The 23,560-nt window shown below is 71.4% G+C and carries 24 protein-coding genes; 8 read left to right on the top strand and 16 right to left on the bottom strand.

The genetic code is table 11. The features are described 5' to 3' along the window. Positions 1 to 185: 185 nt before the first annotated feature. The 3 genes from MAA44156_RS05255 (at position 186) to MAA44156_RS05245 (ending at position 2,090) form a co-directional block, all read left to right on the top strand. Complete coding sequence (locus MAA44156_RS05255; protein ID WP_029248525.1) at positions 186 to 992, top strand: COG4705 family protein; 807 nt, start codon at positions 186 to 188, stop codon at positions 990 to 992. Positions 993 to 1,079: 87 nt separating this feature from the next. Further along, complete coding sequence (locus tag MAA44156_RS05250) at positions 1,080 to 1,397, top strand: hypothetical protein (RefSeq protein WP_009977687.1); 318 nt, start codon at positions 1,080 to 1,082, stop codon at positions 1,395 to 1,397. 24 nt (positions 1,398 to 1,421) lie between these two features. Continuing rightward, on the top strand, positions 1,422 to 2,090 hold the full coding sequence (locus MAA44156_RS05245) for a response regulator transcription factor (protein ID WP_009977689.1): 669 nt from the start codon (positions 1,422 to 1,424) through the stop codon (positions 2,088 to 2,090). Here MAA44156_RS05245 and MAA44156_RS05240 read toward each other — a convergent pair. Next, on the bottom strand, positions 2,072 to 3,475 hold the full coding sequence (locus tag MAA44156_RS05240) for a HAMP domain-containing sensor histidine kinase (RefSeq protein WP_029248526.1): 1,404 nt from the start codon (positions 3,473 to 3,475) through the stop codon (positions 2,072 to 2,074). The two genes, MAA44156_RS05245 and MAA44156_RS05240, sit on opposite strands and share 19 nt — an antisense overlap. A gap of 100 nt (positions 3,476 to 3,575) precedes the next feature. On the opposite strand from MAA44156_RS05240, the gene MAA44156_RS05235 reads away from it, so the two are divergent. Then, positions 3,576 to 3,755 carry a hypothetical protein gene (locus MAA44156_RS05235; RefSeq protein ID WP_009977693.1) on the top strand — a complete coding sequence of 60 codons (180 nt, stop codon included), beginning with the start codon at positions 3,576 to 3,578 and terminating at the stop codon, positions 3,753 to 3,755. 66 nt (positions 3,756 to 3,821) lie between these two features. On the opposite strand, the gene MAA44156_RS05230 is transcribed toward MAA44156_RS05235, so the two are convergent. The 5 genes from MAA44156_RS05230 to MAA44156_RS05210 all read right to left on the bottom strand — a co-directional run bounded on the left by MAA44156_RS05230 (position 3,822) and on the right by MAA44156_RS05210 (position 9,384). Next, the gene (locus MAA44156_RS05230; RefSeq protein WP_009977695.1) at positions 3,822 to 6,674 is read right to left on the bottom strand and encodes an aminotransferase class I/II-fold pyridoxal phosphate-dependent enzyme; all 2,853 of its coding nucleotides are present in this window, start codon (positions 6,672 to 6,674) and stop codon (positions 3,822 to 3,824) included. Between the two features lie 96 nt (positions 6,675 to 6,770). Beyond that, complete coding sequence (locus MAA44156_RS05225; RefSeq protein ID WP_009977697.1) at positions 6,771 to 7,160, bottom strand: hypothetical protein; 390 nt, start codon at positions 7,158 to 7,160, stop codon at positions 6,771 to 6,773. After that, positions 7,157 to 7,627, bottom strand: coding sequence for a transcription antitermination factor NusB (gene nusB / locus MAA44156_RS05220; RefSeq protein WP_003872626.1), 471 nt, complete (start codon positions 7,625 to 7,627; stop codon positions 7,157 to 7,159). Before nusB ends, MAA44156_RS05225 begins: the two co-directional genes overlap by 4 nt. Beyond that, a complete protein-coding gene (gene efp, locus MAA44156_RS05215) occupies positions 7,624 to 8,187 on the bottom strand; it encodes an elongation factor P (RefSeq protein WP_003872627.1) in 564 nt (187 codons plus the stop codon). The genes nusB and efp overlap by 4 nt, the downstream gene beginning before the upstream one ends. Positions 8,188 to 8,274: 87 nt before the next feature. Further along, positions 8,275 to 9,384, bottom strand: coding sequence for a M24 family metallopeptidase (locus MAA44156_RS05210; protein WP_003872628.1), 1,110 nt, complete (start codon positions 9,382 to 9,384; stop codon positions 8,275 to 8,277). A 33-nt stretch (positions 9,385 to 9,417) separates the two neighbouring features. Between MAA44156_RS05210 and MAA44156_RS05205 the strand changes: the two genes are divergently transcribed. Continuing rightward, positions 9,418 to 10,089, top strand: a complete 672-nt coding sequence (locus MAA44156_RS05205; RefSeq protein WP_003877611.1) for a B-4DMT family transporter — start codon at positions 9,418 to 9,420, stop codon at positions 10,087 to 10,089. On the opposite strand, the gene aroQ is transcribed toward MAA44156_RS05205, so the two are convergent. Genes aroQ through MAA44156_RS05160 form a run of 9 tightly spaced genes read right to left on the bottom strand, consistent with a single transcriptional unit; the run spans position 10,086 to position 19,611 of the window. Further along, entirely contained in the window at positions 10,086 to 10,517 is a 432-nt protein-coding gene (aroQ, locus tag MAA44156_RS05200; RefSeq protein ID WP_003872630.1) for a type II 3-dehydroquinate dehydratase, read from the bottom strand. The genes MAA44156_RS05205 and aroQ overlap by 4 nt on opposite strands. Beyond that, on the bottom strand, positions 10,514 to 11,611 hold the full coding sequence (gene aroB, locus MAA44156_RS05195; RefSeq protein WP_003877609.1) for a 3-dehydroquinate synthase: 1,098 nt from the start codon (positions 11,609 to 11,611) through the stop codon (positions 10,514 to 10,516). Before aroB ends, aroQ begins: the two co-directional genes overlap by 4 nt. Then, the gene (locus MAA44156_RS05190; RefSeq protein ID WP_003872632.1) at positions 11,608 to 12,138 is read right to left on the bottom strand and encodes a shikimate kinase; all 531 of its coding nucleotides are present in this window, start codon (positions 12,136 to 12,138) and stop codon (positions 11,608 to 11,610) included. Before MAA44156_RS05190 ends, aroB begins: the two co-directional genes overlap by 4 nt. Next, a complete protein-coding gene (gene aroC, locus MAA44156_RS05185) occupies positions 12,138 to 13,343 on the bottom strand; it encodes a chorismate synthase (protein WP_029248527.1) in 1,206 nt (401 codons plus the stop codon). Before aroC ends, MAA44156_RS05190 begins: the two co-directional genes overlap by 1 nt. Before the next feature lie 57 nt (positions 13,344 to 13,400). After that, positions 13,401 to 15,008, bottom strand: coding sequence for an ABC transporter ATP-binding protein (locus tag MAA44156_RS05180; protein WP_009977701.1), 1,608 nt, complete (start codon positions 15,006 to 15,008; stop codon positions 13,401 to 13,403). An 18-nt stretch (positions 15,009 to 15,026) separates the two neighbouring features. Further along, entirely contained in the window at positions 15,027 to 15,833 is an 807-nt protein-coding gene (locus tag MAA44156_RS05175) for an ABC transporter permease (RefSeq protein ID WP_009977702.1), read from the bottom strand. Further along, entirely contained in the window at positions 15,830 to 16,792 is a 963-nt protein-coding gene (locus MAA44156_RS05170; RefSeq protein WP_009977703.1) for an ABC transporter permease, read from the bottom strand. The genes MAA44156_RS05175 and MAA44156_RS05170 overlap by 4 nt, the downstream gene beginning before the upstream one ends. Positions 16,793 to 16,797: 5 nt before the next feature. Then, positions 16,798 to 18,390, bottom strand: a complete 1,593-nt coding sequence (locus MAA44156_RS05165; RefSeq protein ID WP_009977705.1) for an ABC transporter substrate-binding protein — start codon at positions 18,388 to 18,390, stop codon at positions 16,798 to 16,800. A 9-nt stretch (positions 18,391 to 18,399) separates the two neighbouring features. Continuing rightward, on the bottom strand, positions 18,400 to 19,611 hold the full coding sequence (locus MAA44156_RS05160; RefSeq protein ID WP_003877606.1) for an acyl-CoA dehydrogenase family protein: 1,212 nt from the start codon (positions 19,609 to 19,611) through the stop codon (positions 18,400 to 18,402). A 199-nt stretch (positions 19,612 to 19,810) separates the two neighbouring features. Between MAA44156_RS05160 and MAA44156_RS05155 the strand changes: the two genes are divergently transcribed. From MAA44156_RS05155 to MAA44156_RS05145, 3 genes are read left to right on the top strand one after another with little or no spacing between them, the layout of a single operon-like run. Beyond that, on the top strand, positions 19,811 to 20,737 hold the full coding sequence (locus tag MAA44156_RS05155) for an LLM class oxidoreductase (protein WP_065371056.1): 927 nt from the start codon (positions 19,811 to 19,813) through the stop codon (positions 20,735 to 20,737). 35 nt (positions 20,738 to 20,772) lie between these two features. After that, positions 20,773 to 22,014, top strand: coding sequence for an NtaA/DmoA family FMN-dependent monooxygenase (locus MAA44156_RS05150; protein ID WP_029248528.1), 1,242 nt, complete (start codon positions 20,773 to 20,775; stop codon positions 22,012 to 22,014). Between the two features lie 21 nt (positions 22,015 to 22,035). Continuing rightward, positions 22,036 to 23,121 carry an LLM class flavin-dependent oxidoreductase gene (locus tag MAA44156_RS05145; RefSeq protein ID WP_009977711.1) on the top strand — a complete coding sequence of 362 codons (1,086 nt, stop codon included), beginning with the start codon at positions 22,036 to 22,038 and terminating at the stop codon, positions 23,119 to 23,121. A 6-nt stretch (positions 23,122 to 23,127) separates the two neighbouring features. On the opposite strand, the gene MAA44156_RS05140 is transcribed toward MAA44156_RS05145, so the two are convergent. Next, positions 23,128 to 23,556 (bottom strand): prepilin peptidase, encoded by a 429-nt coding sequence (locus MAA44156_RS05140; protein ID WP_009977712.1) that lies wholly within the window; start codon positions 23,554 to 23,556, stop codon positions 23,128 to 23,130. Between the last annotated feature and the right edge of the window lie 4 nt (positions 23,557 to 23,560).

The raw sequence follows: 23,560 nt of genomic DNA, 5'->3' as shown, positions 1-23,560 counted from the left end.
CAGCCGGCGACCGACGGCATTGCGCCGGGTGGCGTTCGGGCCCGACCAGCCAAAACCGCGGCGCGCCGGGTCATTGCGCCACCCGCGGCCACCGGGCGGGTTTGTGATCCGGATGAGCAGAACTGCCGGCCCGGTCACGCTACGGTGGGCATGCTGAACATCCCGATGACGGAGGATGACCGCACATGAGCGCAGCTGACGGGGTGTCGAGCCAGACCTGGACCAAGGTGCCCGCGATCACGCTGGGCTTCTGGGTGATCAAGGTGTTGGCGACGACGCTGGGCGAAACCGGCGGCGACACCGTCACGATGACGCTGGATTGGGGCTACGCGGCCGGGGTGGCGCTCTTCGGTGTCACGCTGGTGCTGCTGGTGGCGGCGCAGATCCTGGCCGCGCGCTTTCACCCCGTCCTCTACTGGGCGACGATCGTGGCGTCGACCACGTTCGGCACCGTGCTGGCCGACTTCGCCGACCGTTCGCTGGGCATCGGCTACACCGGCGGGTCGCTGCTGCTGTTGGCTTGTCTGCTGGCCACTTTGGGTCTGTGGCGCTGGTCGCAGGGCACGGTGTCGGTCGCGACCGTGCACACGCCGAAGGTCGAGGCCTTCTACTGGGCGACCATCACGTTCTCCCAGACGCTGGGCACCGCGCTGGGCGACTGGCTGGCCGACACCCGCGACTTCGGCTACCGGCGCGGCGCCCTGGTCTTCGCGGCGGGCCTGCTCGTGGTCGCCGGCCTGTACTTCTGGACGGGCGTGTCGCGGGTCACCCTGTTCTGGGTCGCGTTCATCCTCACCCGGCCGCTGGGGGCGACCGTCGGCGATTTCATCGACAAGCCCGTCGCCCAGGGTGGCCTGGCGTGGAGCCGCCCGCTGGCCACGGCGGTGCTGGCGGCGCTGATCGCCGTGCTGCTCATCGTGATACCGCAGCGGCCGGGCCGGCACCCCGGAAGGCCGGAAACCGGTGCGGCGCAATCCCCCACTGCGACCTGACTCTCAACGATTTCACAGCGAATTCTGCGTACCGTCGTCGGCGGCGAGACCAAATCAGGACCGGACGAAGGAGCGGGCATGCCACCCGTGCCACGGCAGCGGGTCGGGGCGCCGCTGATGATGCTTCCCCCGATGGGCTTGCGGGAACAGCCGATCCACGAATGCCCCACCATGTGGTTCAACCGCGATTTCTTCGAATCCCCTTGGCCCGGCTGGACGGTCGACGTCGATCTGACCCGGCCGACGACGTTCGTCAGCCACACCGATCCCGGCGAGACACTGCGCGGCCACCCGGTGCGCATCAGGCTGGAGCATCCGGGCGTGCTGTGGGTGGCGACGAACCGGTTCGCCCGGATGGGCGGCCCGTTCGCCGAGGTGCTCATCGAGGCCCGCTGGCCCGACTAGCGGGGGTCGACGTAGCGTGAACGCATGAAAGTCCTGCTCGTCGAGGACGAGCCCCGGCTGGCGGCGACGGTGGCGCGGGGACTCAAGGCGGAGGGATTCGTGGTGGTGACCGTCGGCAACGGCGTCGACGGCCTGGCCGAGGCCACCGAAAACCCTTTCGACGTCGTCATTCTCGACATCATGCTGCCCGGCCGCAGCGGGTACGAGGTGCTGCGGCGGATGCGGTCGAACAACGTGTGGACACCGGTGCTCATGCTGACCGCCAAGGACGGCGAGTACGACGAGACCGACGCCTTCGATCTGGGTGCGGATGACTATCTGACCAAACCGTTTTCGTTCCGGGTGCTGGTGGCGCGGCTGCGGGCGCTGGTGCGCCGCGGCGCGCCGGAGCGGCCGGTGGTGCTAACGGCCGGGTCGCTGTCGCTGGATCCGGCCCGGCACACCGTCCAGCGCGGCTCCACGCCGATCGCGCTGACGCCGCGCGAGTACGGGGTGCTGGAGTTCCTGATGCGCAACAAGGACGTGGTGGTGACCAAGGCCGACATCCTGGCGAACGTGTGGGACGCGCATCACCACGGGCCGGACAACGTGGTCGAGGTGTACGTGGGCTACCTGCGCCGCAAGATCGATGTTCCGTTCGGCACCAACACCATTGAGACGATCCGGGGGGTCGGTTACCGGCTGCTGTGCTGAGCCGGGTGTTGCGGCAGGGCCACCGTCAGGGTGGTGCCCCCGCCCGGCCGGTCCCCGATGGTGACGGTGCCGCCGTGCGCCGCGACCACCTCGGCGACGATGGCCAGGCCCAGCCCGGCCCCACCGCCGCTGCGCGCGCGATCGGTGTCCAGCCGCACGAACCGCTCGAACACCCGGCTCCGCTGCGCCGGCGGTATGCCCGGGCCGTCATCGCCGACGGTGAGCACCGCCGTCCCGTCACGGCTGCCGACCTCGATGGCGACGCACGAAACCGCGTGGCGCACAGCGTTATCCACCAGGTTGCGGATCATGCGCGTCATGGCTGCCGGGTCGGCGAGCAGCCGCGCGGGGCGGATATCGGTGTGGACCGCGCAGTCGGCGTCGCGGCGCACCCGGGCGGCTTCCGCCTCGGCGAGATCGTCGAGGGCCACCGGCTCCTTGCGCCGCAACAGGTTTCGCTCGTCGGCGCGGGCCAGCAGCAGCAGGTCGTCGATCAGGGCGCGCATCCGGTGCGCCTCGGGCAGCAGGGTGTTGACCGCCAGCTCGGCGTCCAGCAGCTCGGGGTGCGCCTCGGCCACCTCCAGCCCGGAGATGATGGTGGTCAGCGGGCTGCGCAGCTCGTGCGACGCGTCGCCGACAAAGCGTTGCTGCGCACGGTGTCCCGCTTCCAGCCGGGACAGCATCTCGTTCATGGTGACCGCCAGGGCCGCGATCTCGTCGCGGCCGTCCGGGACCGGCACCCGCTCGGCCAGGTCCGACGCCGAGATGTCGGTCACCCGGGCGCGGATCGCGTCCACCGACTTCAGCGATCGGCGCACCAGCCAGTACGTCGCGCCGGCCGCCACCGCGACGATGACCGGCGCGGTGGTGGCCAACAGGATCCCCAGGGTGCGTGCGGTCGCCTCGACCGCCTCGCTGCCCCCGCCGACCAGCACCGTGTACACCCCCGACCGTGTGGCGACCTTCTGGCCGCTGACCCGCATGTCGTCGCCGGACACCGCGTCGTCGGGCAGGCCGCGGCGCAGGGTGAAGTCGAAATCGGCGGTCGGCACCAACGGGGTGGCCGGCGCGGAGCCGGACCGCTTGACCACGCTGCCGTCCGGACCGATCAACTGGGTGGCCACCACCCGCTGGTCGGTGGTCAGGAGGGCGTTGTCGAGTTCCTCGCGCGAATCCGACTGCAGCGCCTTGGCGATGTCGCGAACCCGTTCGGCCGCAGCGTAATCCACGCCGGACAGCAACGACCGGTACAGGATGGCGTCCAATCCCGCGCCGGCCACCGTCAGCGCGCAGAAGACGACGATCGCCGCGACCGCCGCCGAGCGGGCGGAGATACCCAGGTGCACGCCTTCGATTCTGCAGGCCCGCGGCCCGCCGGAGAACACCGAGAACGGTGCGCTTCTCAGCGGCCTCTCAGCGGCCCCGTCCTAGGCTGGCACCGACATGGTTGGTACTGCACGCCCGCCGCGCCGTGAGCATCGAGCGATGGCCCGGATGCTGGTCGCCGCCGTCGTCGCGGTGGGCTCCGGGGTGCTGGTGGCGGCGCCGGCCGGCGCCGACCCGAGCCCGTTCGGCACGCTGAGTTCGAGTTGCCGGGACCAGGCCGCGGCCGGCCGGGACGCCCTCATCCGGGGCATCCACCGCGGCGTGGCCGACTGGCGGTGAGCGCCCCGCACACCTCGGCCCGCACCACCTGCCCCGCCGGGCCGACCCCGGCCACCGGCTGAGAGCTCAGCCTCCGTCGGCGACCGACGGCACCGCGCCGGCGCCGTTGTGCGCGCCGTTGCCGCCGGAGGCGTCCGCGGGCAACTCGAAGGCCGCGGTCACCGAACCCACCGCGGCGGTCGCGGCGTTGCGCTGCGCCTCCATCCGCGCCAGCGCGGTGTCGGTGAACACCGACAGCCCCAAATCCGGGTTGTAGCCGTGGATTTCCTTCACGTCGAGCTGGGCCAGGAAGTAGACGATCTCCTTGGACACCACCTGGCCGGGCACCAGCACCGGGAAACCCGGCGGGTAGGGCACCACGAAGGTGGTCGACACCAGGTTCTTGCCCTCGGCCAGCCGCCGCCCGGCCGTGCCGATCAGCACGTGCTCGCGGTCGGACTCCTCGTACCCGGCGTAGAACGCCGACCGCATGTCGCCGAAGTTGCATTCGTCGACCGGCCGGAAGGCGACGTCGAATTCGCTGAAGTCGGGCAGGTGCGGCAGGTCCTCGGTGATCTCCTCGACGTGGCGTCGTTGCAGCGCCCGGTCGGCGGCGCTGGCCTCCTTCTGGATGCGATCGAAATCCGTTGCCACCCTTCGTAACACGTCGAGCAGATAGTGGACGCTGGACCAGGTGACGCCGATGGTGAAGATCAGCAGCACGCTGTTGATCGAGGTCTTGTTGATCTGGATGCCGAAGCGCTCCATCAGGATCTTCTCCCGGAAGTCGTACCCGTTCATGCCGGTGGCGCCGACGAACAGGGTGACCCGGGTGGCGTCCAGCACGAACTGGTCGGAGCGCCACGCCTCGTTCCACTCGGCCAGCGCCCCCTGCCGAACCTCGCGGTAGGAGCTCACCGACGACGCCCGGAACTCCTCGGGCACCAGGTCGGACTCGTCGAGGATGCGGAACCACTTGCTGATCAACCGGTCCTTGCGGACCCGGTGCCGGAACACCAGCGCCATGTCGTAGACCTGCCGGACCAGCTGGAAGCCCTCGATGTCGACCTGGCGGCGGGCCAGATCCAGCGACGCCAGCAGCTGCTGGTTGGGCGAGGTCGAGGTGTGGGTCAAAAACGCCTCACCGAACGCGTCGCGGGTGAGCGCGTTGAAATCCTGGTCCCGCACGTGGATCATCGACGCCTGGCGCAGCGCCGAGAGCGACTTGTGCGTGGAATGGGTGGCGTAGACCCGCACCCGGGCGGTGGCCGGGTCGGGCAGCAGCTCCCGCTCGATCCACTCCGAACGGTCCACGCCCTGCATCGACGCGGCCCATTTCCGGTACTGCTCAACGTAATCCGGCGAGGCCAGCATCTGCTCGAGCCGCTCGGCGGCCACCATCGCGGTGCGCTGCCGGGCCCACGGCACGGCGGTGGCGAACGCGTACCACGCCTCGTCCCACAAAAAGCAGATGTCCGGCTTGATCGCCAGCACCTCCTGCATGACCTGCAGCGGGTTGTAGACCACGCCGTCGAAGGTGCAGTTGGTCAGCAGCAGCATCCGCACCCGGTGCAGCTGCCCGGCCGCCTCCAGGTCCAGCAGGGTCTGCTTGATGGTGCGCAGCGACACCGCCCCGTAGATCGCGAACTGCGGCAACGGATAGGCGTCCAGGTACAGCGGGTACGCCCCGGCCAGCACCAGCCCGTAGTGGTGCGATTTGTGGCAGTTGCGGTCGATCAGCACGATGTCGCCGGGCCGGGTCAGTGACTGCACGACGATCTTGTTGGCGGTCGACGTGCCGTTGGTGACGAAGTAGGTGTGGTCGGCGTTCCACGTCTTGGCCGCCTTGTCCATCGCCTTCTTGATGTTGCCGTGCGGGTCCAGCAGCGAGTCCAGGCCGCCGGAGGTGGTGGAGGTTTCGGCCATGAAGATGTTGCGGCCGTAGAACTCCCCCATGTCCTGCAGCGAGCGGGAGTTGAAGATGCTGGCCCCGCGCGCCACCGGCAGCGCGTGGAACTGGCCGACCGGGGCCGCCGCGTACGCCCGCAGCGCGTCGAAAAACGGTGTGGCATAACGGTTCCGCAGCCCGGCGAGCACCGTGCTGTGCAGGTCGGTGACGTCGTTGAGCCGGTAGAAGGTGCGGTCGTAGACGTCGGGTTCGGTGTCGTCGCCCGCCGCGATCGACTCGTCGGTGAGCAGATACAGGTCGATGTGCGGGCGCAGCTCGCGGATCCACTCGCCGCACTCCACCCAGTCGTTGGCGCGGTCGGGGATGACGCCGTCCGCGTCCTCGTTGGGCCCGAGCAGGGTGTTCATCAGCGGCAGCCGGTCGCGGGAGCGCAGCGGCAGGTCGTCGCGGATGATCGCGGCCTGGATCTCGCCGTTCAGCGCGACCGCGGTGATGGCGTCCTCGACGCTGGGCACCACCAGGATCTCGAACTGCACGTCGTCGGACGGGTTGCGCAGCGCCCGCAGGCATTCGGCCAGGCTGTCCGGTGCGGTGCTCGGGGCGTCGTCGGCCAGCAGCACGGTGTAGAAATGCTGCTGCTTGGCCTGGGCCACCAGCTCCTGGTCGTCCAGCGGCGCCGACGTGTCGAAAAGCCCTGCGCGATCGCCGTATTCGCTCAACAGCCGCACCGCCAGGGAGACCTCCTCGGTGAGCCGCACCGTGGACAGGCTCTCCAGGTGGGCGCGGAAGATCGCCAGGTTCTCCGCGCCGGGGTACAGCCAGTAGCGCTCGTAGGCGGCGATGCGGTCCAGCAGGCGCTTCACCCGGGCCACGTCGTGCGTCTTGTCCAGCCCGGCCAGGTCGACCTCGGCGAGGTGCCGGCAGGCGTCGTCGAGCAGGTTCCAGGTGTCCACCCGGGCGTACGACGGGTTGGCCACGGCCGCCAGCGCGGACACCCGCAGCCGTCGCGGCTGGGTGCTGTATCGGATCATGACCTCACCTGCTCTTCTCGCATCGCCGCCGCTGCAGTCCAGCTCGTATTGTCATCCCGCCGCGCCCCCGCCCGTGGTCGTTTCACCTCAGCTTGGTCAGCGATCCGGCTCGTCGTCACCGTCGATCACCCGCCGGTTACCCCGGCCGCCGTCCACCCAGCGCAGCACGGGCAGCTCCCAGCGGCGGGCCGGCAGCTCGGTGACGTCGGACAGTGAGCGCACCACGCCCTGGGTCAGGCCCATGATCGCGGCCATCACCGGCAGCAGCGGCCGCAGCGGCGTGGCCGCCGAGCGCACGGTGCTGATCCGGCGGGCCACCGCCACCCGTTCGACGCAGTGATACAGCCAGGCGCCCACGCCCAGGGCGTGGATCGCCAGCACCGAGGCGACGATGCTCAGGTGGTAGGCGGCGCACACCACCGCGCCCACCACCACCGTCGCCGCCAGCACGGCCGCGACGACCAGGCGCAGCTCCAACCGGGTCACGTGTCCCGGGGACCCCGCACCGCCCGGGCGGCCGCCCTGATCTGCGGCGTCACCAGCATGACCTGGCCCAGCACGCCGTTGACGAAGCCCGGCGAGTCGTCGGTGGACAGCTCCTTGGCCAGCTGGACGGCCTCGTCGACGGCGACCGGCTCGGGCACGTCGTCGGCGTACAGCAGCTCCCACACCGCCACCCGCAGGATGGCGCGGTCCACGGCGGGCAGCCGGTCCAGCGTCCAGCCCTGCAGGTGCGAGCTGATCAGGTCGTCGATGTGGGCGGCGTGGTCGCCCACCCCGCGGGCCACCGCGGCCGTGTACGGCTGCAGGGGCGCCACTTCGGGGTTGGTGTCGGCCAGGCCGGTCCGGACGTCGACCACCTCGGCCGGGCTCAACCCCCGCGCCTCGGCCTCGAACAGCAGGTCGACCGCGCGCTTGCGGGCCTGATGGCGTCCCCTCAGGGGTTTGCTCACGCGTTGACGCGCCCCAGGTAGCTGCCGTCGCGGGTGTCCACCTTCAGCTTGTCGCCGGTGTTGATGAACAGCGGCACCTGGATCTCCGCGCCGGTTTCCACGGTGGCGGGTTTGGTGCCCGCGCTGGACCGGTCGCCCTGCAGGCCGGGCTCGGTGTGGGTGACCTCCATCTCGACCGACACCGGCAACTCGATGTACAGCGGCGACCCGTTGTGGAACGCCACCTGCACCGGCATGCCCTCCAGCAGGAACCGGGCCGCGTCACCCACCAGCGACTCGGGCAGCGGGTGCTGCTCGTAGTCCTGGCTGTCCATGAAGACGAAGTCGCTGCCGTCGCGGTACAGGTAGGTGGTGTCGCGGCGGTCGACGGTGGCGGTCTCCACCTTCACCCCCGCGTTGTAGGTCTTGTCGACGACCTTGCCGGACAGCACGTTCTTCAGCTTGGTCCGCACGAACGCCGGGCCCTTGCCGGGTTTGACGTGCTGGAACTCGACGATCTGCCACAGCTGGCCGTCGATCACCAGGACCAGTCCATTCTTGAAATCGGCAGTGCTTGCCACGGTGCGCCTATATCTCCTCGGGGATGGACGGCCGGCGGTGCGGCCGTCGTGGGACTTGTCGGCCAGTTTAGAGGGCGCCGGCGGGCGTCAGGCCAGGACGGCCAGCTCCTTGGGGAACCTGGTCAGCAGCTCGGGGGGCTTGCCGGCGGTCTCCGGCGGCACCACCAACGTGTCCTCGATGCGCACGCCGCCGCGGCCGGGCAGATAGACGCCGGGCTCCACGGTCACCACCGATTCGGCGCGCAGCGTGCCGGTGGAGGTGGCGCCGATGCCCGGCGCCTCGTGGATCTCCAACCCGACGCCGTGGCCCAGGCTGTGGCTGAACTGCTCGCCGTAGCCGGCGTCGGCGATCACCCGGCGGGCCGCGGCGTCCACCTCGCGCAGGTCGGCGCCGGCCCGCAGCGCCTCCCGGCCGGCCCGCTGCGCGTCGGCGACCAGCCGGTAGATCTCCAGCTGCCAGTCGGCCGCCTTGGTCAGCACGAAGGTGCGGGTCATGTCGGAGTGGTAGCCGCCGACCAGCGCCCCGAAGTCGATCTTGACGAAGTCGCCGTCGGCCAGCACCGCGTCGGTGGGGCGGTGATGCGGGATCGCCGAGTTGGCGCCGGTCGCCACGATGGTCTCGAAGGAGATCCCGTCGGCGCCGTGGTCGAGCATCAGCGCCTCCAGCTCCCGGCTGACCTCGCGTTCGGTCCGGCCGGGCCGCAGCCCGCCGCCGTCCACCAGCGCGGTGAGCGCGGCGTCGGCCGCCTCGCAGGCCAGCCGCAGCAGCGCGACCTCGCCGGCGTCCTTGACCTCGCGCAACGCCTCGACGGTGCCGGCGGCCTTGACCAGCTCGGTGGCCGCCTTGCGGCCGTCCAGCTCACCCGTCAGGGCGTCGAATCCGTCGACGGTGACCACGTTGCTCTCGAAGCCCAGGGTGCGTGCGCCCGCCTCGGCGGCGCGGCCGGCCAGATAGCGGCCCAGCGCGCGTTCGATGGCGACGTCGAGGTCGGGGGCCTGCTCGGCGGCCTGGGTCCGGTACCGGCCGTCGGTCGCCAGCACCGGGGGCCGGTCGTCGGCGAACACCAGCAACGCGCCGTTGGAGCCGGTGAATCCGGACAGGTAGCGGACGTTGATCAGGTCCGTGACCAGCAGCGCATCCAGTCCGTCGGCCTCGAGTCGTGCCCTGAGCCGGTCCCGGCGTTGAGAATGTGTCACGGGTCTTGACGGTACTCGCTACGCTTTTGGGCCATGAGTAACTGGATGCTGCGCGGATTGGTGTACGCCGCGGCGATGGTCGTCGTCCGATTGTTCCAGGGTGCGCTGATCAACGCGTGGCAGACGCAGGCCGGGCTGTTCAGCGTGGTGCTGCTGCTGTTGTTCGTCATCGCGGTGGCGGTCTGGGGCGTGTTCGACGGCCGGGCCGACGCGATCGCCAACCCCGACCCGGACCGCCGCGGCGACCTGGCGATGACCTGGCTGCTGGCCGGCCTGGTCGCGGGCGTGCTCAGCGGCGCCGTCTCCTGGCTGATCGCCCTGGTGTACAAGGGCCTCTACACCGGCGGGCTGATCAACGAGGTGACGACGTTCGCGGCGTTCACCGCGCTGTGCGTCTTTCTGCCCGGCATCATCGGCGTGACCATCGGCCGCTGGCGGGTGGACCGCAACCCGCCGCCGCGCCGGCCCGGCCACGACGACGAGCGCGCCGACACCGACGTTTTCTCCGCGGTGCGCGGCGACGACGCGCCCACCGGCGAGATTCCCGCGGCCGGCGCCCAGACCGAGGCGCACACCGCGGCGGTCGCCACCGCCGAGCGGGAGGCCGAATCGCCCACCGAGACGATCCCCAGCGCCGGGGACGACCCGAAGACCGAGGTGATCCGCACCGAGCCCGAACCGGGCGGCGAACCCGGCAAGGCCTAGGCGGGCCGGCCGGCCAGGTAGCGCAGGGCGAGCAGATAGCCCTGCACCCCTAGCCCGACGATCACCCCGGTGGCCACCGGGCTCAGGTAGGAATGCCGCCGAAACTCTTCGCGCGCATGCACATTCGAGATGTGCACCTCGATCAGCGGGGCGCTCAGCTCCGCGCACGCATCACGCAACGCCACCGAGGTGTGGGTCAGACCGCCGGCGTTGAGGATCACCGGCTGGTTCGCGTCGGCCGCCCCGTGGATCCAGTCCAGCAGTTCGGCTTCGCTGTCGCTTTGCCGCACAATGGCTTTCAGCCCCAGCGCGGCGGCCTCGGCCTCGATCAGCGCGGCCAGCTGGTCGTGCGTGGTGTCGCCGTACACGTCGGGCTCGCGCCGGCCCAGCCGGCCCAGGTTCGGGCCGTTGATCACCTGCACGATCATGAGGCGTCCTCGTCGGCCAGGGCGGCATACGCCGCCGCCAGCAGCGACGGGTCCGGGCCGGCCAGCCGGCCCGGCTTGGCCAATCCGTCCAACACCACGAACCGCAGCACCCCGGCGCGGGACTTCTTGTCCCCGGCCATGTATTCCAGCAGCTGCGGCAGCGCGTCGGCGTCGTAGCTGACCGGCAGGCCGAGCGCGGACAAGATGGTGCGGTGCCGCCGCGCGGTGGCGTCGTCGAGCCGCCCGGCCAACCGGGCCAGCTCGGCGGCGAAGACCAGGCCCACCGACACTGCCGCGCCGTGCCGCCACCGGTAGCGCTCGCGGCGCTCGATCGCATGCCCCAACGTGTGCCCGTAGTTGAGGATTTCGCGCAGCTCCGACTCCTTCTCGTCGGCGGCGACGACGTCGGCCTTGACCGCGATGGCGCGCTGGACCAGCTCGGCCAGCACCTCGCCGGACGGGTCCACCGCGGCCCGCGGATCGGCCTCGATGAGGTCGAGGATCGCCGGATCGGCGATGAAGCCGGCCTTGACGACTTCGGCCATGCCGGCCACCAACTCGTTGGGCGGCAACGTGTGTAGCGTCGCGAGGTCGACCAGCACCGCGAGCGGCTGGTGGAAGGCGCCGACCAGGTTCTTGCCGGCGTCGGTGTTGATGCCGGTCTTGCCGCCGACGGCGGCGTCGACCATGCCGAGCAGGGTGGTGGGCACGTGCACGATGTCGACGCCGCGCAGCCAGGTGGCCGCCGCGAAACCGGCGACGTCGGTGGCCGCGCCACCGCCCAGGCTGACCAACGCGTCCTTGCGGCCGATTCCGATGCGGCCCAACACTTCCCACAAAAAGCCGACGACCGGGAGGTCCTTGCCGTCCTCGGCGTCCGGGATCTCGATGCGGTGCGCGTCAACACCTTTGTCCGCCAACCGCTTTCGGATCACCTCGGCGGTCTCGGCGAGTACGGGCTGGTGCACGACGGCGACCTTGTGCCGGGCGCCGAGCAGTTCGTCCAGCTCGCCCAGCAGCCCGGTGCCGATGATCACCGGGTAAGGCGGGTCGACGGCCACCTGCACGGTCACCGGTTCGCGGGTGGTTCTCATGTGGCGGCCCGGCAGGCATCGGTGGCGGGCAGCCGCGACACGATGTAGCGCACCACCGCGCCGGGGTTGCGCCGGTTGGTGTCGACCCGGATGGTGGCGGCCCGCCGGTACAGCGGGCTGCGCTCGGCCAGCAGCGCGCGGTACTTCTCGGCGCGATCCGGCCCGGCCAGCAGCGGGCGCACCGTGTTGCCCCCGGTGCGCCGCACCCCCTCGGTGGCGCTGATCTCCAGGTAGACGACGGTGTGGCCGGCCAGCGCCTCGCGCACCCCGGGGCTGGTGACCGCGCCGCCGCCCAGCGACAGCACGCCGTCGTGCTCGGTCAGCGCCGCGCGCACCACCTCCTCCTCGATGCGGCGGAACTCCCGCTCGCCGTCGGTGGCGAAGATCTCGGCGATGGGCCGGCCGGTGCGCTGCTCGATGGCCGCATCGGTGTCCAGGAAACCCACCCCGAGCGCCTTGGCCAGCCGCCGCCCGATGGTGGACTTGCCGGAGCCCGGCAGCCCGATCAGCACCGCTTTGGGCGCCATCACGCGGTTCCCCGGGCGGCCGGCGCCTCGCGCTCGGCGACCGCCCGCCGGTAGGCGTCGATGTTGCGGCGGGTCTCGGCCAGCGAGTCGCCGCCGAACTTCTGCAGCGCCGCGCGGGCCAGCACCAGCGCCACCATGGCCTCGACCACCACCCCGGCGGCCGGCACCGCGCACACGTCCGAGCGCTGGTGGATGGCGACGGCCTCGTCGCCGGTGGCCATGTCGACGGTGGCCAGCGCGCGCGGCACGGTGGAGATCGGCTTCATCGCGGCGCGCACCCGCAGCGGCTGGCCGTTGGTCATGCCGCCCTCCAGCCCGCCGGCCCGGTTGGTCGAGCGGACCACGCCGTCGGGGCCGGGGTACATCTCGTCGTGGGCCTGGCTGCCGCGGCGGCGGGCGGTGGCGAAACCGTCGCCGATCTCCACCCCCTTGATCGCCTGGATGCCCATCACCGCGGCGGCCAGCTGGCCGTCCAGCCGGTTGTCGCCGCTGGTGAACGAGCCCAGCCCGACGGGCAGCCCCAGCGCCACCACCTCGACCACGCCGCCCAGGGTGTCGCCGTCCTTCTTGGCGGCCTCGATCTCGGCGATCATCGCCTGTTCCGCCGCCTTGTCGTAGGCGCGCACCGGGCTGGCGTCGATCGCGGGCAGGTCGCCCGGGCCCGGGGGCGGCCCTTCGTACGGCGCCGACGGGCCGATCGCGATCACGTGCGAGAGCACCTCGACGCCGAGCGCCTGGCGCAGGAACGACCGGGCGATGGTGCCCGCGGCCACCCGCGCCGCGGTCTCGCGGGCGCTGGCCCGCTCCAGCACCGGCCGGGCGTCGTCGAACCCGTACTTGAGCATGCCGGCGTAGTCGGCGTGGCCAGGCCGCGGCCGGGTCAGCGGGGCGTTGCGGGCGCTGTCGGCCAGCTGCGCCGGGTCGACCGGGTCGGTGGCCATCACGGTTTCCCACTTGGGCCATTCGGTGTTGCCGATCTCGACGGCGATCGGTCCGCCCAGGGTGAGGCCGTGCCGCACCCCGGACAGCACGCTCACCGCGTCCCGCTCGAAGCTCATCCGGGCGCCGCGGCCGTACCCGAGGCGGCGCCGGGCCAACTGTTCGGAGATGTCGGTGGAGGTGATCTCCACCCCGGCGACCATGCCTTCCAGCACGGCCACCAGCGCGCGGCCATGCGACTCCCCGGCGGTGATCCAACGCAACACGGGTCCCATCTTCCCATGTCGAGTTCCGAAAGGCCGATTCGCGCAGGCCCCCCACGTTCAGGAGGGGGACAGCGCCGGATGCGCCAGCCGCCGGCCCGGGACCGCGTCGAGCAGCGCGCGGGTGTAGTCCGCGGCCGGCGCGGCGAACACCGCCGCGGTGTCCCCGGTTTCCACGACGCGCCCGGCGCGCAGCACCACGACGCGGTGCGCCAGTCGCCGCACCACCGACAGATCGTGCGAGACGAACAGATAGGTCAGCCCCAGCTGCCGCTGCAGCCGCAGCAGCAGGCCGACGATCTGGTCCTTGGTGACGACGTCGAGCGCGGACAGCGGTTCGTCGAGCACCACGATCTGCGGGCGCAGCACCAGGGCGCGGGCGATCGCGACCCGCTGGCATTCACCGCCGGAGAGCTCGCCCGGCCGCCGGTCCAGCTTGTCGTCACTCAAGCCGACACTGGCCAGGGCCTCGGCGATGCGCTGCGCGCGGCGGGCCCGGTCGTCCACCCGGTAGGACCGCAGCGGGCCGTCCAGGATCTGGCGCACCGTCCAGCGCGGGTCCAGCGCCGACCCCGGGTTCTGGTAGACGAACTGGATGTCTTGCCAGTGCCGGCGCCGGGCCCGCGCCGGCAGCGCGGCGACATCGCGGCCCAGCACCCGCACCGTGCCCCGGGTGGGGGTGAGCAGGCCGACGACCATTTTCGCCGTCGTCGACTTGCCCGACCCGGACTCCCCCACCAGCGCCAGCGTCTCGCCCCGCCGGACGGTGAAGGCCACCTCCGCCACGGCGGTGTGCCGGGCCCGGGCACCGAGCCGGAACTCCTTGGCGACGCCGGCGACCTCGATGACGTCCTCGGAGCCGGCGGGCGCGGCGGCCGGCGCCGGAGCCGTGAGCCGGCGGACGAGATGCGCGGCGTACTCGGTGCGCGGGGCCGCGACGATGGCCTCGGCCGGCGCGTCCTCGACGACGACGCCGCCGCGCATCACCACGATGCGCGACGCGTGATCGGTGGCCACCCCGATGTCGTGGGTGATGAAGACGACGGTGGTGCGCTGCTCGGCGACCAGCCGATCGAACACGGCCAGCACGTGCCGCTGGACGGTCACGTCGAGGGCGGACGTCGGCTCGTCGGCGATCAACAGCCCGGGGTTGAGGGCGAACGCGATCGCGATGAGCACGCGCTGGCGCATGCCGCCGGAGAGCTCGCCCGGATACTGTTTCAGGCGCTGCGCGGGGCGGTCGATCTCCACCCGGTCCAGCAGCTCGATGCAGCGCCGCCGCGCCTCGCGCCGGGACAACCGCTCGCCCTTCAGGGGGAAGATCTCGGCGATCTGGGATCCAATGCTGCGCACCGGGTTCAACGACGTGGCGGGATCCTGCGGCACCAATCCCACGGTGCTGCCGCGCAGCCGGCACCACTGCCGTTCGCTCAGGCCCAGCACGTCGCGACCGGCGATGGTTAACGACCCCGCGGTGATCCTCGCGGCCGCCGGCAGCAATCCGACCACCGCGTTGGCCAAAGTCGTTTTGCCCGAACCGGATTCACCGACCACGGCGACGAATTCGCCCGACGACACCGCCAGGTCGACGCGGTCCAGCGCCACCCTGGGCACCGCACCGGGATAGGTCACGGTCAGACCGGACACGTCGAGCAGCGGTGGACCCATTGTGCGTTCTCTTCTCGTTCAGATGCGGTGCGACGTCAGCGCCCGGCGGCTGAGCACGCCGAGCGCCAGGATCACCGACAGGACCACGGCGCCGGGCAGGGTGGACAGCCACCACGCGGTGGCCAGATAGCGGCGGCCCTCGGCGACTAGCAGTCCCCACTCCGGTGTCGGCGGCGGGGCGCTGTAGCCGAGGTAACCCAACGCCGAGATCAGTAGGATCGCACCGCTGAGATCGATCACCGCCAGCGCGATCACGGCGCCGGCGGCGTTGGGAACGATATGGCGGCGGATGACCGACCAGCGGGTCTCGCCGGACAGAAAGGCGGCCTCGACGTAGTCCAGCGCCCGCACCCGCAGCACTTCGGCGCGAAACACCCGCGCGAAGACGGCGATCGATCCGATGCCCACACCGATGCCGACCGACAGCGGTCCGGGGCCGTAGGCGGTGACGATCCACACCGACGTCAGGAACCCCGGCAGCGCCAGCAACACGTCGGACGCTCGCATGGCGACGGCATCGACCACGGGCCCGCTGACGCCGGCGGCGATGCCGACGGAACTGCCGAGCAGCAGCCCCACCGCCACCGCCAGCCCCGCGGTGGCGACGGTGTGCGAGGTTCCGTAGATGACCCGGGTCAGCACGTCGCGGCCCAGGTGGTCGGTGCCGAACCAGTGCGCCGCGCTCGGCGGCTGGAACTTGTCAACCGGCCTGCCCTTCAACGGGTTTCGATCGGTGAACAGCCCTGGAGCCGCCGCCCAGGCGGCGGTCAGGATCAGCACCGCCGCGGAGATCCGCACCGGCCAGGACGCCGTGCGCGCGCTCATCCGAACCTGCCCAGCCGGGTGGTGAACCCGCGGCGCTGCACCCGGGTGACCCGCGGGTCGAGCAGCGGATAGATCAGGTCCACCGCCAGGTTGGCCGCCACGATCGCCACCGCCGTCAGCAGCACCAGGCCCTGGATCAGCGAGATGTCCTGGCTGGACACCGCCTGCAGCAGCACCGCACCCACTCCGGAGCGGGAGAACACCGTTTCGGTGACCACCGAGCCGCCCAGCAGTGCACCGACGGTCGTCGCGGTCACCGTCAGCGCCGGCCCGGCGGCGTTCTTCACGACGTGCTTGCGGATCACCCAGCCCGGGGTGCCGCCCTTGGCCCGCGCGGTGTTGACGTGCGGCAGCGCCAGCGTGGCGTCGATGTTCTTGCCCAGCACCTGCGCGATCGGCGCCGAAACGGGCACCGCGAGCACCAGCGCGGCGACCAGCAGCGACGTCACGGATCCGTCCGGGAACAACGAGATCAGGCCGAGCTGCACCGAAAACACTTGCAGCACAACCAATCCGAGCCAAAACGTGGGGACCGCGCCGAACAGCGGCGGGATCGCGCGCAGCACCGACCGCACCGGCGCGCAGGTGGTCGCCAGCGCGGTGACCGACACCGCGAACAGCACCGCGAACGCGGTGGCGGTGGCCGCCAGTTTCAGCGTCTCGCCGATCACCCCGCCGATCCGGTCGGTGACGGCCTGACCGCTGGACAGCGAGAAGCCGAAATGCCCGTGCAGCACCTGGTTCAGCTGCGCGAAGTACTGCACCCACAGCGGCCGGTCGTAGCCGTAGAACGCCTTGACCTGCGCGACGATGTCGGGGTTGAAGTAGCCCTCCCCCTTGGCCACGAAGATCGCCGCCGGATCGGCCGGCAGGATGCTGACGCCCCAGAACACCAGGCTGAAGACCGCCAGCAGCACGATGGCCGACTGGCCGATCCGGGCGAGAACGTAGCCGAGCATCCCCCTCACGCCTTCCAGGCGCTCTGCAGCAGCGGCTCGGTGTAGCGGGTGAATTCCACGTGCACGTTGGGTGCGGCGGCGTGCACCTGCACCTCATCCCACAGCACCAACGCCAGCTGGTCGTCGATGATCCTGCGCTGCTCGCGGGCGACGACGTCTTTGAGCCGCGTCGGGTCGGTCTGCCGCAGTTCCTCCTCGGACAGCGCGAGCAACGCGTCGTTCTGCGCGAACGTCAGGTTGCTTTTCGGGCGGCCGAACAGCAGGCCCAGCCCGATGTTGTACTGAATCCTGGTGCCGAACAACGGGGTTGACGATTGACTGCTGGAGGCATTGAAGAACGTCGTGTCGCCTGCCCGGTTCTGCAGCACCACGCCCAGCTCCCGCCACTGCTGTTCGATGAACTCGAACGCCGGGCGGAACACCACGCTCTGGTTGGACGCCGCCAGCGTCAGAACAAGTTTCTTGCCGTCCTTTTCGCGCACCCCGTCACCGCCCGGCTTCCACCCGGCCGCATCGAGCAGGCCGGCCGCCCGCTGCGGCCGATACCCGATGTCGGCGCTCACATCGGCGAATAACGGATCGTCGTGTCCCAGCACGGAATCGGCCGCGCGATAGCTGTCGGAGAGCACGGTGTCCACCACCGCCCGACGGTCGATGCCCAGTTGCAGCGCCCGGCGCACCCTTACGTCGTCGACGACCTGGTTGTTGATCCGGAACCCGACCAGGTTCGCGGTCTCGGCGGGAGCCGCCACCGGGATCACCTGCAGGCCACCCTGTTTGAGCGCGGGTTCGTCGGTGGGCTGGATTCCGCGGGCCACATCCACCTGATGGGATTGGACCGCGCCCGCGCGCAGGCCCGGCTCGCCGATCACCCGGAAGACGACCTTGTCGACGTAGGCCGGCCCCTGGTTGGGCCACGACGACGGCGGCCACGCGTAGTCCGGGCGCCTGGTGAGCACCACCTGCTGGTCGGGGATCTGCGACTGGTACACGAAAGGGCCTGAGCCGATGACGTTTTCGACCTTGGCCTGGTGCTGGTAGTCGAGCGCCAGCGTGGCCGGTGCACGGATGCCCGCGCGGCTGTAGGACAGCACCTTGTAGAAGTTGGTGTTGGGCCGGTCGAGGAACACGGTGACGACGTTGCCGCTGACCTCGCTGTGGTCGTAGCCGACGAAATCGGCGAAGGCCGGCATCTTCTTGGCCGGGTCACCCTTGCCGAGCTGGTCGAAATTCGCCTTGACCACCTCGGCGGTCAGCGGTGTGTGGTCGCTGAAGCTCACCCCGTCGCGGATGGTGAAGGTGTACCGGGTGGCGTTCTGGTTGCGGGAGAAGGTTTTTGCCAGCCACCCGCGCACCGCGTCGGTTTTCGGGTCGACGTAGACCACCCGGTCGAGCAGCTGGAACATCAGGTTGTTGGCGCTGTAGTTGGCGGCCATGGTGTCGGTGACGAACTGCACGCCAGAGTAGGTCAGGGTGCCGCCGCGCACCGGCGGACCCGTGGGTCCGGTGCTCGCGGTGTGCCGATGGCCGGAACACCCCGCCGCCAGGACGCACAACACCGCGCCCAGCGCCGCGGTGCGCGTCGCTACCTTCGCCATCCGAGCGGGTCAGAAGAAGCTGGTGTCGGGCAGGGCGGCGCCGTTGACGGCGACATCGCCGAGCACCCGCGCCTTGTAGACCGTCGGGTTGTGCGAGAACAGCGTCCGCAGATTACGCCAGTGCCGGTCCAGCAGCGCCGACGCCTGGACGGCGGACGCGCCGCCGGCGTCGAACACGCGTGACGCCGCCCGCAGCGCGGGCTCCTGGATCGCCACCTTGACGCGGGCGGCGGCGATCGATGCCGCGGCTTCCAGTTCCGGATCGATCCCGGTGTCGCGGGCGGCCTGCAGCGCCGGGGCGAGCTCGGCCGCCGCGTTGCGCACCAGGGCGTGCGCGGTGTAGGCCACCGCGTCGATCTCGCCGACGATCTGCAGCAGTTGCGGGTCGGCGGTCGGGGTGTCGGCGCTGGCGAACGTGTAGGTCCGGCGCCGCCCGCGCACCAGCGCCGCGGCGTCCTCGGTCAGGCTGCGCAGGATTCCGGCGGCCACCGCGTGCAGGTAAAGCTGGACCAGCGCGCCGCGGGCCCGGTTGACGCCGATGGTCGAACCGAGCGGGAACACTTCGTCGTCGGCGACCGCAACGTCGTTGAATACCGTTGTGCCGCTTCCTGTCTGGCGCTGACCGATGCCGTCCCAGTCGTCGAGGTGCTCGACCCCGGCCCGGTCGACCGGAATCACCACGGCGGTCGGCGCGCCGTCGTCGTCCTGCGCGGTGATCCGCAGGTAGTCGGAGAACTGCGCGCCGGTGCTGTAGAACTTCCTGCCGCGCAACCGCAACCCGTCGGGAGTGGTGACCAGCCGGGTGTCACGGTGGTTGCCGCCCACCGACTTCTGGCTCTGTTCGGCGTTAGCGCCGCCGATCAACCCGCCCTCGGCGACCACCGCGATCCACCGGTCGCTGCCCGGGCGTCGCGGCGTGACTTGCAGCTCCTCGACCAGTGCGTAGTGGATCCGCAGGATGTGCGCCAGGTCGGGGTCGGCGGCGGCCAGCGCGACGAGGTAGTCGAAGAACTCCGGCGCCGTGTAGCCGGCGCCGCCCAGCTCGCGGGCCAACCGCAGCGCGCCGAGCCGATGGTCGCGAACGAGTTTGAGCCCACGCAGCGGCGGTTCGGTGCCCCCGTCGGCCAACCGCAGGCGGTAGTCCGCGGCGATCTCGGCCAGCACGGGCTGCACCGCCGCCGCGCCCGCGGGTGTGTCCTGCCGGTGAAATGCAACGGGCATACGTGTCAGAGCCTTCCGGATGCGTCCGCGCCGCGGCGGTCCGCGGCAACAGCGACCAAACCTAGGCGCCGCCGCGCAATGCCGGCAACGGTTTACCGCGTCACAATTTTTAAGCGGAACACGCTGTGGTCAGCCATCTTTCGGCCCGCGACGATCGCGGGAGTTGCATCGCGCAGGCGGCCACGTAGCGTCCTGGTTCATGGCTGTTGCGCTGTCCGTCGGGATCGAGCTGGCCGGCGACGGAATCGGGGAACGCTCGCCCGCTTCGGGTATCGCCGGTCTGGCGCACCGCCTGGAGTCCGCCGGCGTGCACTACTGGGTGATCGGCGCCGACCGGACCGAACCGCCCGCCGCGCCCAGCCTCGACGCGTCGGTGATCGCCACCGTCGCGGCCCGGCACAGCAGCCATCTGGGCCTGGTCGTCGCGGCGGCACCGCACCGCGACCACCCCTACAACCTGGCCCGCCGTCTGGTGTCGGTCGACCACGCGGCGCGCGGGCGGGTCGGGTGGTTCGCCCTGGACGCCGACCGGCGCATCGCCCTGGGCGCCGGCGCCGACACCTGGACCGGCGCCGCCCTGGGTCCGGCGCACACCGCGGAGGCGATCGCGGCCGTGCGAACGCTATGGCGCACTTGGCCTTTCGCGTCGGTGCTGGGCGACCACTCGACCGGCGTCTTCACCGACACCACCCGGCTCCGCCGGGCCGACGTGCGCGGTGCCTATCGCATCGCCGGGCCGCTGAACGTGCCCGGCTCGCGGCAGGGCGACCTGCCGGTGTGGCAGCACGCCGGTGCGGCCACAGCGGATGCGGACGTGGTCGTCGTCCAGGACGGCGCCCCGGTGCCCGACGGCGCCGTGGTCCGGGTCCGCTCGGTCGATCACGCCGCGCTCGACCGGGTGGCGGGCACGCCGGGCGCCGCCGGCGTGCTGCTGCGGGTGCCGGCCGACGCGCTGACCGCGGTGCTGGACGACGTCGTGGCGGCCGCGTACCGCCGCGGCGTGCTGGCCGCGCCGGGTGCGGGCACACTGCGGCAACGACTTTCGCTACCCGTCCCGGCCGCCCCCGACCTGTCGCATCATCCCCGCGCCTTCGACGGTGCGCCGAACGCGGGGGCCCGGCTGTGAGCCGCCGCGAGCGCGGCCTGACGCTCAACGTCAACGTGTTGAACCTGGGCATCCACACCGCGTCGTGGCGGCGATCGGCCGAGCCGCCGACCGCGTTCACCGATCCCGGCTACTACGTGCGGATGGCCCGGATCGCCGAACGCGGAACGCTGGATGCGCTGTTTTTGGCCGACGGGCCGGCGGTGCGCGATCATCCGGCGCTGCGCCCGTCGCAGGCCCTGGAGCCGAGCGTGATCCTGGCGGCCGTCGCCGCCGAAACCGAGCATCTCGGGCTGATCGGCACGTTCTCGTCGACGTTCAACGACCCTGTGGAGCTGGCGCACCGGCTGCTCAGCCTCGACCAGCTCTCCGGTGGTCGCCTGGCGTGGAACGTCGTCACCACGTATTCGGAGGCGGCGGGCGGCAACTTCGGCCTGGCTGATCTCCCGGACCGCTCGACGCGGTACCGGCGCGCCGCGGAGTTCGTCGACGTGGTGCTGGCGCTGTGGCGCGACGCCGCGACCGGCGGCGGCGTCGATCACCGCGGCGAATTCTTCGCCGTCACCGGCTCGTTGCCGCAGGGCCCGTCCCCGCAGGGGCATCCGCTGCTGGTCCAGGCCGGCGGGTCGCCGCAGGGCCGGGAACTGGCCGGCCGCGTCGCCGACGCCGTGTTCAGCGCCGAACTCGACCTGGACGCCGCGATCGAGCACTACCGCTACGTCAAGGACGCCGCCGTGGCGCACGGCCGCGGTCGCGACGCGGTGCGCATCCTGCCGGGACTGATCACCACCATCGGCAGCAGCCGCGCCGAGGCGCAGCGGCGCTACGAGGAGCAGAACGCGCTGCTGCCCGCCGGCCACGACGTCGAGCGGTTGTCACAGACCCTGGGCGCCGACCTGTCCGGGCTGCCGCTGGACGAACCCATCCCCGCCCGGCTGCTCGGCAGTGTGCCGGATCCGTCGAAATTCGTTGGCTCCCTGGGTTTTCGGGAGTCGGTGGTGCGTCTGGTCGTCAGCGGCGGGCTCACGCTGCGCCAGACGCTGCGGGCGTTCAGCGGGTCGGGTCACCGAGTGATCGTGGGATCGCCGGTCGACGTGGCCGATACCATCGAGCAGTGGTTCGGCGCCGGCGCCGCGGACGGCTTCAACCTGATGCCCGACGTCTTCCCCGACGGTCTGGAGGTGTTCGTCGACGAGGTGGTGCCGATTCTGCGGTCGCGAGGGCTGTTTCGCGCGTCGTACGCCGAGGCGACGCTGCGCGAAAGGCTCACCGGCGACCGGCACGTCGTCGCGGCATGAACGCAAGAAGGAAGGTGCGCGGTGCCCGCCGAGGCTAGCCGATTTCTCTGGTACATCCCGAACACCGTCGAGCCGGGCCATCGCGGTGACGACACCGTCGACGGCTGGGGCAGCCTGGACTACTCGGTGGACCTGGCGTCGCGCGCCGAGCAACACGGTTGGGAGGGCGCGCTGATCGGCACCGGCTGGGGACGGCCGGACACCTTCACGGTCGCCACCGCGATCGCCGCGCGCACCACCGCCTTCGCGCCGCTGGTGGCGGTCCGGCCCGGCTACTGGCATCCGGCGCATTTCGCCAGCGCGGCCGCCACCCTGGACCGGCTCAACGGCGGCCGGCTGTTGGTCAACATCGTCAGCGGGGCCGACGACGTCGCCGCCTACGGCGACACCGAGGTCGACAAGTCCCGCCGGTACGACCGCACCCGCGAATTCATCCGGCTGCTCCGCCGGTTGTGGACGCAGGACGACGTCACCTTCCACGGCGAGTTCTTCCGCGTCGAGCACTCGACGCTGAGGCCGCGCCCGCTCGGTGCCGAGCAGGGCCGGCACCCGAAGCTGTATTTCGGTGGGGCCTCGCCGGCCGCCGAGCAGGTCGCCGCGACCGACGCCGACGTCCAGCTGTTCTGGGGCGAGTCGCTGGACGGCATCGCCGAACGCATCGACCGGCTGAAGTCGTTGTCGGACAAGCTCGGTCGCGAGCACCCGCCGCTGGAGTTCGGCCTGCGGGTGACCACCCTGGTGCGCGACACCTCCGAGCAGGCCTGGCGCGACGCCGAGGCGAAGGTCGCCAAGCTGGCCGGCACGCCGACCATGATGCTGCTGCACGACCCGGCGGGCTCCGAGGGGCAGCGGCGGCTCAACGACCTGGCCGCGCGCGGCGAGGTGATCGATTCCTGCCTGTACACCACGCCGAGCAAGTACGGCGGCGAGGGCGCCGGGACGACCTGGCTGGTCGGCTCGGCCGCCGAGGTCGCCGCCGCGCTGCGCGCCTACGCCGACCTGGGGGTGAGCCATTTCGTGCTGTCGGATACCCCGTACCAGTCGGAGGTGGTCCGGCTCGGCGATCAGCTGTTGCCGCTGCTGCGCCATACCGCCCTGGCGAACTGAGGCCGATCAGAACAGGGCCAGCCCGGCGCCGGCCGCGGCGGCCAGGCACAGCGAGGGCCCGTGCGGCACCGCCGGGCCGGCCCGGCGCACCCGGGCGAGCACCCCGACCAGCGCGGTGAGCAGCGGCGCGGCCAGGGCAGCCAGAAACCACACGCCCACCCCGCCGCAGCCGGTCAGCGCGCCCACTCCGAGCGCCAGCTTGACGTCCCCGGCGCCCATCCCGCCCGGCGCCACCGCATGGACCAGCAGATAAATCGCGGCCAGCGCGGCGGCTCCGGCCAGCGCCGACGGCCCGCGCCCGGCCAGGCCGGCGGCCGCCAGGATCGCGGCGGCCCCGGTCAGGGTCAGTGCGTTGGGCAGCCGGTGTTGCCGGATGTCGTAGCAGCTCAACACCGCCAGCCAGGTCAGCACCGCGCCCGCGGCCGCAATCCGCATGCGC

The organism is Mycobacterium avium subsp. avium (assembly GCF_009741445.1).
GTDB classification, from domain to species: domain Bacteria; phylum Actinomycetota; class Actinomycetes; order Mycobacteriales; family Mycobacteriaceae; genus Mycobacterium; species Mycobacterium avium.
The sequence above is the reverse complement of the archived record's forward strand: the minus strand, read 5'-3'. Positions and strand labels throughout refer to the sequence as shown.

What these genes read in the sequence shown, in the direction of transcription:
- MAA44156_RS05205 (WP_003877611.1), top strand. Translation starts at nt 9,418, where the DNA reads ATGAGTAACTGGATGCTGCGCGGATTGGTGTACGCCGCGGCGATGGTC.
- MAA44156_RS05175 (WP_009977702.1), bottom strand. Translation starts at nt 15,833, where the DNA reads ATGAGCGCGCGCACGGCGTCCTGGCCGGTGCGGATCTCCGCGGCGGTG.
- MAA44156_RS05190 (WP_003872632.1), bottom strand. Translation starts at nt 12,138, where the DNA reads ATGGCGCCCAAAGCGGTGCTGATCGGGCTGCCGGGCTCCGGCAAGTCC.
- MAA44156_RS05245 (WP_009977689.1), top strand. Translation starts at nt 1,422, where the DNA reads ATGAAAGTCCTGCTCGTCGAGGACGAGCCCCGGCTGGCGGCGACGGTG.
- MAA44156_RS05180 (WP_009977701.1), bottom strand. Translation starts at nt 15,008, where the DNA reads ATGGGTCCACCGCTGCTCGACGTGTCCGGTCTGACCGTGACCTATCCC.
- MAA44156_RS05165 (WP_009977705.1), bottom strand. Translation starts at nt 18,390, where the DNA reads ATGGCGAAGGTAGCGACGCGCACCGCGGCGCTGGGCGCGGTGTTGTGC.
- MAA44156_RS05230 (WP_009977695.1), bottom strand. Translation starts at nt 6,674, where the DNA reads ATGATCCGATACAGCACCCAGCCGCGACGGCTGCGGGTGTCCGCGCTG.
- MAA44156_RS05170 (WP_009977703.1), bottom strand. Translation starts at nt 16,792, where the DNA reads ATGCTCGGCTACGTTCTCGCCCGGATCGGCCAGTCGGCCATCGTGCTG.
- MAA44156_RS05235 (WP_009977693.1), top strand. Translation starts at nt 3,576, where the DNA reads ATGGCCCGGATGCTGGTCGCCGCCGTCGTCGCGGTGGGCTCCGGGGTG.
- MAA44156_RS05140 (WP_009977712.1), bottom strand. Translation starts at nt 23,556, where the DNA reads ATGCGGATTGCGGCCGCGGGCGCGGTGCTGACCTGGCTGGCGGTGTTG.
- aroB (WP_003877609.1), bottom strand. Translation starts at nt 11,611, where the DNA reads ATGAGAACCACCCGCGAACCGGTGACCGTGCAGGTGGCCGTCGACCCG.
- aroQ (WP_003872630.1), bottom strand. Translation starts at nt 10,517, where the DNA reads ATGATCGTGCAGGTGATCAACGGCCCGAACCTGGGCCGGCTGGGCCGG.
- MAA44156_RS05155 (WP_065371056.1), top strand. Translation starts at nt 19,811, where the DNA reads ATGGCTGTTGCGCTGTCCGTCGGGATCGAGCTGGCCGGCGACGGAATC.
- MAA44156_RS05255 (WP_029248525.1), top strand. Translation starts at nt 186, where the DNA reads ATGAGCGCAGCTGACGGGGTGTCGAGCCAGACCTGGACCAAGGTGCCC.
- MAA44156_RS05160 (WP_003877606.1), bottom strand. Translation starts at nt 19,611, where the DNA reads ATGCCCGTTGCATTTCACCGGCAGGACACACCCGCGGGCGCGGCGGCG.